This window comes from Mycobacterium sp. SMC-21 (assembly GCF_045310825.1).
Lineage (GTDB): Bacteria > Actinomycetota > Actinomycetes > Mycobacteriales > Mycobacteriaceae > Mycobacterium.
On record NZ_JBJIAO010000003.1, the window covers coordinates 24,162 to 37,280 of the forward strand.

The 13,119-nt window shown below is 67.4% G+C and carries 8 protein-coding genes; 1 reads left to right on the top strand and 7 read right to left on the bottom strand.

Annotated elements, in window-relative coordinates; all coding sequences use genetic code 11:
- Positions 1-20: 20 nt before the first annotated feature.
- Entirely contained in the window at positions 21-1,472 is a 1,452-nt protein-coding gene (locus tag ACJH6H_RS03880) for a DUF222 domain-containing protein (protein WP_406774273.1), read from the bottom strand.
- Positions 1,473-1,894: 422 nt separating this feature from the next.
- On the bottom strand, positions 1,895-4,990 hold the full coding sequence (locus ACJH6H_RS03885) for an MMPL family transporter (protein ID WP_406774274.1): 3,096 nt from the start codon (positions 4,988-4,990) through the stop codon (positions 1,895-1,897).
- A gap of 113 nt (positions 4,991-5,103) precedes the next feature.
- Between ACJH6H_RS03885 and ACJH6H_RS03890 the strand changes: the two genes are divergently transcribed.
- Entirely contained in the window at positions 5,104-5,664 is a 561-nt protein-coding gene (locus ACJH6H_RS03890) for a TetR/AcrR family transcriptional regulator (RefSeq protein WP_406774275.1), read from the top strand.
- On the opposite strand, the gene ACJH6H_RS03895 is transcribed toward ACJH6H_RS03890, so the two are convergent.
- Genes ACJH6H_RS03895 through ACJH6H_RS03915 form a run of 5 tightly spaced genes read right to left on the bottom strand, consistent with a single transcriptional unit; the run spans position 5,661 to position 12,907 of the window.
- Positions 5,661-6,650, bottom strand: coding sequence for an alpha/beta hydrolase (locus ACJH6H_RS03895; protein ID WP_406774276.1), 990 nt, complete (start codon positions 6,648-6,650; stop codon positions 5,661-5,663). The two genes, ACJH6H_RS03890 and ACJH6H_RS03895, sit on opposite strands and share 4 nt — an antisense overlap.
- Positions 6,647-7,432 carry an exodeoxyribonuclease III gene (locus ACJH6H_RS03900; RefSeq protein ID WP_406774277.1) on the bottom strand — a complete coding sequence of 262 codons (786 nt, stop codon included), beginning with the start codon at positions 7,430-7,432 and terminating at the stop codon, positions 6,647-6,649. Before ACJH6H_RS03900 ends, ACJH6H_RS03895 begins: the two co-directional genes overlap by 4 nt.
- A 10-nt stretch (positions 7,433-7,442) precedes the next feature.
- Positions 7,443-10,784: an ATP-binding protein gene (locus tag ACJH6H_RS03905; protein ID WP_406774278.1), complete on the bottom strand. Its 3,342-nt coding sequence runs from the start codon at positions 10,782-10,784 to the stop codon at positions 7,443-7,445.
- The gene (locus ACJH6H_RS03910) at positions 10,777-11,442 is read right to left on the bottom strand and encodes a DUF4194 domain-containing protein (protein WP_406774279.1); all 666 of its coding nucleotides are present in this window, start codon (positions 11,440-11,442) and stop codon (positions 10,777-10,779) included. The genes ACJH6H_RS03905 and ACJH6H_RS03910 overlap by 8 nt, the downstream gene beginning before the upstream one ends.
- Positions 11,435-12,907 (bottom strand): DUF3375 domain-containing protein, encoded by a 1,473-nt coding sequence (locus ACJH6H_RS03915; RefSeq protein ID WP_318986657.1) that lies wholly within the window; start codon positions 12,905-12,907, stop codon positions 11,435-11,437. The genes ACJH6H_RS03910 and ACJH6H_RS03915 overlap by 8 nt, the downstream gene beginning before the upstream one ends.
- Positions 12,908-13,119 lie beyond the last annotated feature (212 nt).

A 13,119-nucleotide genomic window follows, 5' to 3' on the forward strand; every position in this document is an offset into this window, starting at 1 on the left:
TGGGCTGCCGCCTTCCGTGCTCAGAAGGGTGCGGGTTCATCCCATTCCTCTGCGGCGCGGGCCATTTCGAGTTCGCGGTATCGGTGCCATTCTTCGCTGGCGATGCGTTCTTCGTTGAGCATGCGTGCTTCGTTGATGAGTTGTTGGCGTTCTTGGGCGCGGGTGCGTTTGCGTTTGGGCATGCAGTGGCCGCGCCCGGGGGTGCGTGGTGGTTGTTCGGTGATTGTGGGTGTTCCGGTGGGTGTGGCCAGTTGGGGATACCAGTGGGCGCCTTCGGGTTTGGTGATGTAGGTGTGTCCAGTGGGGGCGACCCAGACGACGGTGCCGTCGGGGTATTGGTGGTCGGTCCAGCCGTGGAATGTTTTGAGTAGGTGGTGGAACCGGCACAGGCATTTGAGGTCTGACGGGTGCGTCGGCCCGGCCGGGTACGGCACGGTGTGGTCGAGGTCGCACGCCTGCGCAGGCCGGTCACAGCCCGGGAACCGGCAGGTCAAATCCCGGCAGCGGACGAACTCGGCCAGCTTGGCCGAGGGCCGGTACCGCGACTCGGCCGCATCGGGCGGGATCTCCACCTGACGGATGATCGCGCCCTCGGCGAGGTGGGCGACCTGCTCGGCGGGGATCTGTCCGTACCCGGGCAGGAATCCTGGGGCCTGCCCGTTCACTGCCTCCGGTGTGGCGATGACGTGGATGACCGCGCGGGTCCCGACGGTCTGGGCCGGCAGCTCGCCGGTGTCCGCTGGGCAGTCGTCCTGTCCGCATCGGCATGCCAGGCGCTGCCCGCGGGCCAGGGCATCGATAGCGGCGGCGCGGCGCTGATCATGGCTGCGCGGATCGTTACGGCACACCCCCTTGGCGAGGTCGTCGATGGCGGCGTCCAGCACGGCCGCGGTCGCCGCGTCCACGGTGCCGCAGATGCTCGCGCACCCCGGGCCGGACGCACGAACATCCAGGTAGCGGGCCTGCGACGGGGGCTTGGGTGGGTGGACCCCGGCCTGATCGGACGCGGCGATGATGGCGTCGATGCGTTGTTCCATTTTCGGTTTCGACAACCGGCCCCAGGCCACGATCTTGGCGGCCAGGTCGGCGTCGACCTGGCCGGCGACGTCGTCGTCGATGATCAGGTCGGTGCGGGCGACGATCATCGCGACCATCACCGCGTCGATCAGGCCGTTGGCGTAGATGGCCGCTACCTTGGGCAGGCGGGTGCGCAGCATCACCGCCCGGTCCACCTGCGCTTGGGCCCGCTTGCGGGACACCCCCAGGGCGGCGGCGACCTCGACGACCAGGCCGGCATAGCCGTCGATCGCCCAATAGCGTTTCTCGATGTCGTCGTCGGGGGCTCGCAGCGCCCACAGGTCACCGATCGCATCCAGGCGGCGGGCGCCGGCGGCGTTCTCTTCCCGGGTGGCCAGGGTGATCGCGTCGACCGCCGCGGCCGCGGCGAGGGGATCACTAATTGTTTCGCTCATACGTTCGAATGTAGACCTGCCCACCGACAAGTCCAGGCGGTTGCGACACCCTGGCATCGACGATTAGGACACCTAAACAGAAGGGCCCCAGCAGGATTGGCGCCCGGGCGGGGATCGTCGACGGTTAGGGCAACTAGCCAACTCGCCCCGCGAACGCGGGACGCCAAACGGCGAGCCGCCGACAACCCGCCGCGCTGGAACGACAGGACCGATTAGTCGCCCTAACCGTCGAGGATCGACCGGCCGGCGCCGGAGCCCTCTGGGATGGGCCGGAACGATTGCGGAGTCGACCTAACCGTCGAGGGTCCTGTGCCGCATGAACGTCAGAGGACAGCTAGGCGACCTAACCGTCGACGATCCGCCGGCGCTGCCTCCAGGCGGCGGTAGCGGTCGGAGGACCGCCCGCGACTTACCCAGCCCACCTAAGCGTCGACGGTCACCGGCTCGCGCTCCATGTTCGCCGTCGCGGAGTGCCCGGCGTTCGGCTTGCTCGGCCACCAGATGCGGTTGCCGATCATCGCCATCGCCGCCGGCACCAGCACGGTGCGTACCAGGGTGATGTCGATCAGCAGGCCGATGCCGATGGTGAACCCGATCTGCAGCAGGTTGATCACTCGGCCGGTCATCAGCGCGAACATGGTGAGCGCGAAGACGATTCCGGCGGTGGTGATGACGCTGCCGGTGCTGCCGAAGCTGCGCATGATGCCGCGGATCATGCCGTCCCCGGACTCGTCGCGGATGCGGGCGGCGAACAGCATGCTGTAGTCCGCGCCGACGGCGATGAGCGCCATGAAGGACACCGGGAAGACCGACCAGTCGATGTCGACACCGATGAGGTGCTGCCACACCAGGACGCTGAATCCAGAGGCGGCGGCGAACGACAGCGTCACCACGGCGACCATGAATACGGGCGCGAGGATGCTACGGAGCAGCGCGATCAGCACCAGCAGCACACCCAGGATCGCGACGATGCCGTAGACGGCGAAGTCGTGCCACACCTGGTCACGCATGTCGGCCGACAGCGACGCCAGGCCGGTACTCGCGAAACGTGCTGTCTGCAAAGACGTTCCAGACGCGGCCTCGGTCGCCGCCGGCGCCAGTGCGCGGGAGGCGTCGAGGGCCTGGGCGCTGTACGGGTTGATCTTCCAGATGACGAGCATCCGCGCGGTCTTGCCGTCGGGGGAGAACAGCAGGTCCTGTGCGGCCCGGAAGGCCGGATCGGAAAAACCTTGCGGCGGAAGGTAGAAGCCGGAGGCTGGGCCGTCACCGGTGTGGGTGCTCAATGTCGTCAGGTAGTCCGTCGCCTGGCCGAGCCCGTCGGTGAGCCGGCCGGACATGGTGACCACCTGGTCGACGCCGCCCTTGACCTGATCGAGCCCGACGGCCAGCCGGGTCATCCCGGCGCTGAGCTGGTCCGCGCCTCGCACGAGTTCGGTCAGCTGGGTGCGTGCCTGCGCCGGCGAGCCGCCGGGCAGGTTCGACACCATCTTCTGCAAGGTGGCCAACGCTTTTCGGATGGCCGGCTCGGCGGCCCGCACCTTCTCGACGGTCACCTGCGGGACCGCGGAGAGCCGCTGGGCCTGTAGCAGCGCCCGGCTGACCGCGCCGTTGGAGATGGCGTCGAGTTCGGCGATGTCGGCGCGGGCCCGGCTGCACACCGGGTTCATCAGGCAGTCCGGTCCAGGTTGCGGGTCCAGGGCGGAGCCCAGTGCCGAGCTCACCAGCCGACCGGCGTCGGCGACCTGTGCGTTGCCGTCGATGGCCTGCAACGCGGCGTCGAGCAATCCGGTGGAGGAGCTGAGATCGGCCAATGCCGACCGGACGTCCACGGTGCCGTCGGTGAGGGTGGACAGCCCGGCGCCGGCGGCCTGGTATCCGTCGAGCACCTGATGGGCGAGTCCGGTGACTTGCCTGATGCCCGAAACCAATTGGGGAAGCTGCGTCACCGCGGAGGCGGCGCCGTCGCGCAGTTGGGCCGCGCCGGCGTCCAGTCGGTGGATGTCGGGAACGGCTTTGTTGACCTGGTTCTTGGCATCGCCGAGCCGGTCGGCCACGATCCCCGCCTGGTAGCCGATGGTGGTCTGCGGCAACTGCTTTCCGGCCGGCCGGGTCATCGAACGGACGTAGGCGATCTCGGGCATCCCCGACAGGCGACCGGCAACGCGGTCGAGCGCGGCCAGGTCGTCGGTGTTCCGCATGTCATGGTCGGCCGACACGATGAGGTATTCCGGTGCCGCCTCGTTGACACCCCAGTGGGCGTAGGTCTTCTCGTAGCCGACGGAGCTCTCGGTGTCGTCGAGCTGCATGGAATTTTCGTCGAAGTTCACCCGGAAGGTGGTGAGAACCGCTGCGGAACTGAGCAGCAGCACCAGCGATGCCGTCACCAGGACTCCGGACCGGCGGATCATGGTGGATCCGATGCGGCGCCAGCGTCGGTCGTTGAGGGGACGCGGTTCGGCCAGGCCGCGGCGTCCCAGGATCGACAGTAGGGCGTAGGGCAGGGACATCGACACCGCCAGTCCGACGACGATCGCGATGGCGATCGGTGGGCCGGCGGCCTTGAACATGCCGAGCTCGGTGAATCCCATCGCGGTAGCGGCCGCCGCGATGGTCAGCATCGAGGCGATCAGGATGCCCGAAACCCGCTGTCCGGCTTGCGCTATCGCATCGACGACGGGCACCTGGCTGCGCCGGGCCTCGTGATAGCCGGCGAGGATGAAGATCGCGTAATCGGTGGCGGCGCCGAGCAGCATCGCCGTCATCAGCGAGATGGTGAAGTTCGAGACGGTGAGGGTCCCGCCCATGCCGAGCAACGACACGATAGGGCGGGCCACGCCGAGGGCGATGCCGATGGTCAGCAGCGGGACCATTGCCGTGGCCAGCGACCGATAGACCATCAGCAGGACCAGGGTGATCAGTAGGACGGACACCGCGGTGATGATCAGCAGGGAGAAGTCCATGGCACTGAACAGGTCGGCCAATGTCGGCGACGGTCCGGTGAGGTACACCCCGACCCCCGGGGGTTTGGGCAGGGCCTGGAGCTGATCGCGGATCGCGATGGTGTTCTTGTGTGCCTTGGTGGACCCGACGTCGCCGGTGCCGGCAAGGACGAGGTTGATCGCCTTGTGGTCGGGGCTGAGTGCGATGTCCCGTAGTTGCGGATTGTCATAGGTGTCGAGCACGTAGGCGACGTTGGTGGTGTCGCGCTGCAAGGTGGCGACGATGTTGCGGTACAGGGCTTCGTCGGCCGCGTTGATGCCCTTCTCATCGACCAGCACCACGCTCCCGACGGCCGAGGACCGCGGGACGCCGAAGGCGTCGGACATCTCGCGCAGCGTCTGTGCGGCCTTGATGTTCGCGGGCATGAACGGCGCCGAGTGCTCGGCAACGGTCTGCTCGAGTTGGGGGATGGCGACGTTGAGGATTCCGGCGAGTGCGATCCAGAAGCCGATGACGGCCCACGCCCATTTGGCACAGAAACGACTGGTGGCGGCGAAAAACCTACTGTTGTGTCCCACCCGGACCCCCTTGATTCGAGACCGGAACTACACCGTTCGGTCTACTATTGGAGGCAGACGCTAGTAGACCGACTGGTGTACAAACAATGCTGAAGGACAGGGAGTTACGTCACATGAGTGCCCGGGATCGGCTCGTCGTCACAGCCATCGATCTGATTCGGCGCCAGGGCGTTTCCGGCATGGGGCTCAGCCAGCTGCTCGAACGCAGCGGTACTGCGCGGCGGTCCCTCTACCTGAACTTCCCTGGTGGCAAGGCCGAACTCGTCGCCGACGCGACCGTCGCGGCAGGCAACATGCTGGGCGACGGCATCGACCGCCTGATCGGCGAAAACGGTCCGGTCGGGGCGGTGCGGGCCTTCGTCGAGATGTGGATTTCGAACCTGAACAGCAGTGACTTCGAGATCGGCTGCCCGATCATGGCAGCCGCCCTCGGCAGGTCGGAGGCACCGGCCGCGGCCGACACCGCTGGTGAGGTCTTCCTCGACTGGGAACGCCGCATCGCTGCCGGCCTGGAAGCCGCCGGACTGTCAGCCGACAATGCCGCGCGGCAGGCGACGCTGACCGTCGCCGCGGTGGAGGGCGCCATCGTCATGGCCCAGGCAACCAAGTCGGACGTGCCGCTGCGCCGCGTCGAGGCCGCGCTCGTCGAGTCGGTGGAGCAGTACCTGAATTAGGCGGACTGTGCCGGGGCCGTGCCGGAAAGGCAGTCGGCGATGAAACTGGCCATACGCGCGTAGGCCCGGCGGCTCTCGGGCAGCCCGGGGAAGATGGCCGGGAACGCGTGGACCTGACTCGGCCACGCCGCGACATCGCACCTGCGTCCGGCCTGGAGCAGTTTGTCCTGCATCCGTTCGGCGTCACACAGCAGTGATTCCGTCTCGGATGCGACGATCAGCGACGGCGGCATCGCGTCCATCGGACCGGACACCGGCTCCAATTCGTCGAGATTGCCGGCGGGGCAGATGCGCTCGGTGATGACAGGGAAGCCGGCGGCGATCCCGAAGACGTCCGTCGCCGCGGTCGCATGCGCGGTGCGTGCCGCGTTGTCCAATTCCAGCAGCGGCGAGATACCGACCACCCCTGCCGGCGCCGGGAGCCCGTGCTTCGGGGCCTGTTGCGCGGTGGCGAACGCCAGGAATCCACCGGCCGAGTCGCCGGCGAGGATGACCTTGGCCGGATCGACGCCCTGGCTCAGCAAGTGACGGTAAGCGCCCAGGCAGTCCTGGATGGTCGTCGCCAGGTCGACCTCCGGGTACTGCCGATACTCGATGTGTACCAACGGCAATCGCGTGACGCGCGAGAGCGCCGCGACGGCGCGCAGGTGGGTGTTCAGATCACCGAGGACGAACCCGCCGCCGTGGAAGTACAGAATGACGCCGTCGGTGATGGGCGCGTCGAGGTCCGACGGCGAAACCCACTCGACCGGCAGGCCGTTCCAGTTCTCGGCGACCAGACGGAAGCCGCGCGGTGGCCGACGACGCTGCAGGCTGGCCAACTTGTTGACATTGCGTCCCACCCGCACGATCCGCTGTGTCGTCGCCTCGTACTCCGCCGTGGTCAGCGCGCGAATCAGGATGCGGGCCAACAGCAATGACGCGAAGAAGTGGATGATGCGGGCGCGCAGGCTGGCCGGCTCGGCGGCGTGAATGACCGTGCTCACTGCGCCAACTCCACCAGCACCGGTGCATGATCGCTGGGCTGCTTGCCTTTTCGCTCCTCGCGGACGATCTCGCCGTGGGTGACGCGGGCCGCGAACTCCGGTGAGCCCAGCACGAAGTCGATGCGCATGCCCTGCTTCTTGGGGAACCGCAGCTGCGTGTAGTCCCAGTAGGTGTAGACGCCGGGCCCCGGGGTGAAGGGGCGGACCACGTCCGCAAAGCCGGCGTCGTTGATGGCGCGGAACGCCGCACGTTCCGGCTCGGAGACGTGCGTCGAGTTGGCGAACACCGCCATGTCCCAGACGTCTTCGTCGGTCGGTGCGATGTTCCAGTCACCCATGAGGGCCAGCGGCAGCGACGGATCGTCGGCCAGCCAGCCGGCCGCGGTATCACGCAGGGCGGCAAGCCATTTGAGCTTGTACGGCAGGTGCGGGTCTTCCAATGTCCGGCCGTTGGGCACGTACAGACTCCACAGCCGGACCCCGCCGCAGGTGGCGCCGATGGCGCGGGCCTCATCGGCGTCCTGCCACTGCGGCTGGCCCGCGAAACCGATCTGCACGTCATCGAGTCCGACGCGGGACGCGATCGCCACGCCGTTCCACTGGCTGTGCCCGACGTGCGCCACCTCGTAACCGAGCGCCGCGAACGGCATGGTCGGAAACTGCTCGTCCTTGCACTTGGTCTCCTGCATGGCGAGCACGTCGACGTCGGCGCGGGACAGCCAGTCGGTGACCCGGTCGACCCGGGTGCGGATGGAGTTGACGTTCCAGGTGGCGATACGCATGACGCTCCGATCAGACAGGCTCGGGGACTTTCAGTTCCCGACGTAGGGCAGTGAAATCGGTGATGGTCTTGGTCGCGACATTGGCAACCGGCCGGGCATTGCGGCCCGTGGCCTCGGACTTGGACACCATCACCACGCCGTCGATGTACGGCTGAATGGTGGTGGCGTTCTGCACCGTCGCGACGATCACCAGCTGGAAACCGAACTTGCGGAACGCCTGCAGCGCCTGCGACGCGAACTGTGGGTCGGACTTGGAGAACGCCTCGTCCAGCATCAGCTGCGCGAAAACCGGCTTGTTGTCGCCGCTTTCCGGGTTGGCCAGGTTGAAGCTCAGCGCCCCGGCCAAGCAGAAGGCCATCAGCTTCTCCTGCTCGCCACCGGAGTTGTCGCCGGCGTTGCTGTGCGTGCGGATCAGTTCATCGCTCGCCACGTCCCACTCGGCGCAGTCGAACGTGAACCGGTTGCGCACATCGAGCGCATCGCGGGTCCAGGCGCGGTCCTCGGGATTGTTGCCGGCCAACCGGTTTCGCAACCGCAGGATGTCGGCGTACTGCTCGAGGATCGCCTTCTTGTCGCCCAGCCCCACCTCGGCGATGCGCCGGGAGATCGCCTTGACGATGTCGGTCAGCTCGGAGACGGCGGCCATGGCCCGCGGGTTGGCGCGCAGCGTCAGCCGGGTGCCGCGGTTGAACTCCACCGCGCCCAGACCGGTGTTGACGCGATCGATCTGCTCGCTGATCCGCCGGGTCTCCTGCTCGGCGACGCGGTGCAGGGTGAGGATCGCGTCGGGCGCCTGCTCGGTGATCAGCCGCATCATGCGGTCATAGGCGTCGGGCAACTCGCGCTCGTCGATGTGACGGCAGACCGCCACGTAGTCGTAGATGCGCTCATCGAAGTCGTCCGAGTCGTTCGGAATCGCATCCGGGAACGACGCGTCGAACGTCGCGACGATGCGGGAAAGCTCCTCGTAGGAGCGCCGCCGGCTCTCGGTGAGCTGGTCGCGTTCGCGGCGGATGGCGGCGAACAGCGCCTCGCGGTGCGGCTCGGGGTTGAGCAGTTCCAGCGGCACCGGCACTTCAGCTGCGTAGCGGCGCAACAGATCTGTGGCCTGCTCCGACACCGCAGCGGGGGAGAGCCGGTCCTGCAGGTCCATCAGCTTGGTCCGGCGGGCGTCGAGATCGTCGCGCCGGGTCTGGATGGCGCCGCGCCGGGTCATCAGGGTCTGGATGTCGACCCAGCACTCCTCGGCGCGGGCCGACAGCGCCTCGATGTCGGGGTGGTCGGCCAGCAGCAGCTCGTACTGCTCGCGGAGCCGGTCGGCGTGGCCCTCGGCGGTGTCGGTGTCGATCTGGCTCCACTGTGGGAACTGTTCGTAGACGGCCTTGCACGCCGCTGCGCGGTCGCGCCAGCGCTGCCGTTGTGCGGCAATCTCATCCGCGGCCCGCCGGGCGGTGTTGAACGCTTCCTCGGCTTCGGTGAGCTCGGCGTGCAGCGCTTCCAGCTTGGCGCCGATGTCGCCCTGGTAGATGTACTCGGACGGCTTGATCGGGCGGCGGTCGTCCTTGATGGCCAGCCGGTCGGAGTCCTTGTAGAGGCCCGTGTCGGTGACGGCGCGGCGGAACCGCACGAACACGTCGGGGGTGTCGACACAGATGTGGTCACCGGCCGCGGCGATCACATCGGCGGCCTCGGCGGCACACGGATGCTTCGGCTTGACCAGGAAAAGCTTGCCCGCCAACGTGTTCGGCTCGGCCTCGCGTCCCGAGGCGCCGGCCCGAACGTGGTGCAGCGCCAGCCGTCCGCGCATGTTGGTCTCGTTGACGAACCGAAGCACCTTGGCATAGTGCTGATCGGGCACCAGCAACCGCAGGCCGACCCCGCGCAGCACCTTCTCGACCGCGAGCCGCCAGCGGGAGTGCTCGGGCTGCAAATCGAAAAGTTCGGCGACATAAGGCAGTTCGGCAGGGTCGATGCCGACGCCCGCGCAGATGTGGTCGCGCATCGTCACGGCGGACTCGGGCAGCGCCGAACCCACGTGCTCGACACGCTTGAGTTCCTTGGCCGCGTTGTCGCGCAGGATCCGCGCCGACTTCTGTGCGTACTCCGCGTCGGTGGACGCATCGCGCCCCCACTCGAGCTTGCCCAGCATCTCGGTGGCCTGCCGGGTGAGCTCCTCGCGCAGGTTCCAGAATTCGTCGGCCGTATCGGGCACTTCGACGCCGAGGGCCGCGACCATCTCCTCGTAAGCCGCGCGCCGCCGGGCCACGTCGTCGGCCTGCGCTTCGGCCGCATTGACCTGGGCCTGCAGCGGGCCGACATTCGCCGACGCGCCATTGATCTGGGCGTTGAGCGAATCACCCTCGGCCTTGGCCAGATTCAGCTGCCGCGTCAGGTCGGCGTTCTCGTTCTCAAGCTGATCGATGGTCGCGTCGAGCGTCTCGATCTCGGCGGGGCAGTGTCGCAGCCGCACATGATCGGTGTAGGCCCGCACCATCGGCAGGTCGACCAGATCGATGATTCCGAGGTCGGTCGACTCGGAGGCATAGCGGACCTGAATGGCCTCGATGTCGCCGAGGATCTTGCGCTTGCGCTGAGCCACCGCGAGTAGTTCCCGGGCCTCGACGAGCGGGTCGATCTGCTTGAGCGCCTCGGGCAGCCGGGCCAGACTGTCGGGCTCATCCAGCATGAACTCCCGGACGAACTGCTCAAGCCCACCAACGCTTTTCAGGGACTTGGCCTTGCCGAGCAGCTGTTGTGCGGCGTCCGAGGCACGGATGCCGATCGAGGCGTACAGCTGCGCCAGGTACTGCGACTCGACCTTCGTGGTGAACCGCCAGCCGTCGCCCTTGAAAACGCCGGCGTCGAACCGGCCCGCGGCCCACCGGTTGCAGACGTCCTCGATGTCCAGGTCGCCGTCGCCGATGACGAACCGGCTCGACGAATCCGAACGCGATTCTCCGGTCAGCCATTTGAGTACCAGGCCGGTGATGGTGCGGCCGGTGTTGCTGGTGTAGGTCACCGCGACCGCGGACCAGGTGGTGCCTTCACCGCGCAGGTACATCACCTGGCTGGTGCCGGCTTCGCTGCGCTGGCCCCAGGCGCCGCGGACATACTTGTCGACGGTGCGGCGGCCTGCGCTCGAGCCGGCCGCCGTGTTGTCGCCCGACGCGTTGAAGTTGCGCCGGTTGAACGGTAAGAAGCCCAGTGAAATCGCGTCCAGCAGTGACGATTTACCGCTGCCGGAGCCGCCCGCGACCAGTGAGCCGCCGGCGCTGAACGGAATGCTGTGATAACCGTCGAACACGCCCCAGTTGATGATCTGGAGCCGGGACAGGTGGAACTGCTCAGACATCGGCTTCAGTACCTCCGCCGGTGAGTTGTTCGAACTGCTGCTGCAGCTCGGTGATCACCGAGGCCGTCATCACAGCCGTGATGACGGGGCTCACGGTGTAGCTGTCCTCGTCATCACGGCTACGGCGCAGGATGTCGAGTCCGGTGAGGCGGGCGATGGCCGCGTCGATCCGGGCGGTGAACGTGACTGCGTCACGGTCGGTTTCGTTCAGCACGCCGCTGAACATGCCATGCATCTCGTCACGGGTGATGAGGAAGCTCTGGTCGCCGCCGGCGCGCATGAGCTGCGCCAGATGCAGCGCCAGAATCGAGTCGTAGGTGCCCAGGGGCTCGCGGCGCAACAGCTTGATGCCCTTGGCCGACTCGTAACGGGCCTGCTCGATGAACGCGATGTCGACGCCTTCGGAGATGCGCAACTGCAGGTCGAGTTCGGACAGCCGCACCGACAATTCGTTGCGGTACTCCAGAATCCAGCTGTAGATGTCGCGGTCGGACTCGCTGCTGATGTAGCGGCGGGTCAGCAGATGCTGCAGGGCCCAGCAGGCGCGGTCCGGCATGGCGCTGACGTCGCCGTCGAACCGCGGGCGACGCTGCTGTGCCGCCCGGCTGGTGCTGTCGACCTCGGGCAGCGAGGCGAAATCGATGGGGCTGTCAGTCATGCATGGCTCCTGTACTCATGACCGGCTCGGTGAACATCAGGTAGGGCACCTCGATCTCGCGGTCGCGACCGTCGAGCGAGCGGAAGCGCACCGACATGGTGTCGTCGCTCTGGTCACCCGGTCCCGCGGGTTGTTTGAGGGCCCACGACCACAACACGATGACGTGGCCCAGGTACGCCGAATCGAGCATCGAGACGGCCTCGGCCAGTGACACCGGGCGGCGCGCGACCGCGGCATTGATCATCTCGGACATCGCGGGTGCGTCGACCTGGGTGGTCAGCGCCGCGAAGGTCGACAGGTCGACGTCACCCTGTGCCGCTTCGGCGGGCTTGGGTGCCGAGAGGTCGCCGATCTTGAAACTCAGTGCGCCGATCGAGCTGATCGCGTGCCGGGCCAAGGGGACTTCGATATCCAGGCGGGAGTCGGTGAGGGACGACTTCAGCAGTGTCCGGGCCGCGCCGATGGCCTCGTTGAGCTGGCGGGCCACGCCGCGGCTGGACTCCATGGTGCCGAACGCGGTGAACCGTTTGACCCGCTGCGCGCACCGCTGCTGGATGCGTTCGACCTCGTCGATCTGGTGGCCGATCAACTCGAAGAACCCCGCCATCACCTTGCGCAGCGCCGGGTCCAGCTCGGGCAGCGCCGACGCCACGGTGGCGATGTCGTTCTCGAATTCGGCACGCTGGTCGGGGTCGTTGATCATGCGCAGGAACGCGCGATGCGAATCGCGGCCCGCCGAATCCCACGCCGCCTGGTAGTCGGCATACATCTGGCGCTGCCGGTCGCGGTACTCGATGTTGGTGTCGATCGGATCGTCGAGCGCCTGCGTGGCCTGCTCGATCATGGTGCCGTAGAGGCCGATGTCGGTGATCAGCCGTTCCATCTGCAGTGCGATGGCGCGGGCCTCGTCGTACATGTCGGTGACGTCGGGCTCGGGGCGCAGGCCCGCTTCCAACTCGTCGAGCTCGCGGTGCAGCGCGGCGATCTCGGCTTCGATACCGGCCCGGATGCGGTCGGGGTCGTTTCCGGCACGCGTGGCGATCTGACGCATGCGGGACGCGATACCGGCGATCGAACCGCCGGTGGCGATGCTGTCGCCGCGACGCATGCCGCGGACGAAGTCGAGGGCACGACGCGCGTCCTGCGTCAGATAACAGACATTGCGTTCGGCACCCGTGCGGGTTTCGGCAACGCGGTGCACCCAGCCCTGGCTGGCCCACGACTTGATCAGGGCGAGGCCGGACTGCCCGAGCTGGTCGTCGGTGTCGCCGAGCGCCGCCAGATCGCGTTCCAGCCGGACGACCAGATCGGTCTCGGCGACCATGCCGTCACTGAGGTGCCGCTCCATCAAAGTGGCATAGACGCCGAGATTGTTGGTGGCCAGCAGCCGGACCGCGCGCGAGCCCTGAACGTCACGGTTGAGTTCGAGCAACTCGGCGGCCGACAGCGCCGCATTCTCTTGCACCCGCAACCCCTGACCAGCCTGACACTTCGGTGCGTTCCACCGCCGATCCAAGATACTTGGCGAAGTGCCGGCCGGCATCGGCGGTCGTGCCCTGCGGAGCCCCGGACGACCGTCGCCCGCATTGCCCGGGACCGTCAGTCCCACATGTTGTCTCACCATGTGGACACCGGTCGAAGCCTCGGCCGGCTGCCGGGCACGCGGCTGCAGCAATC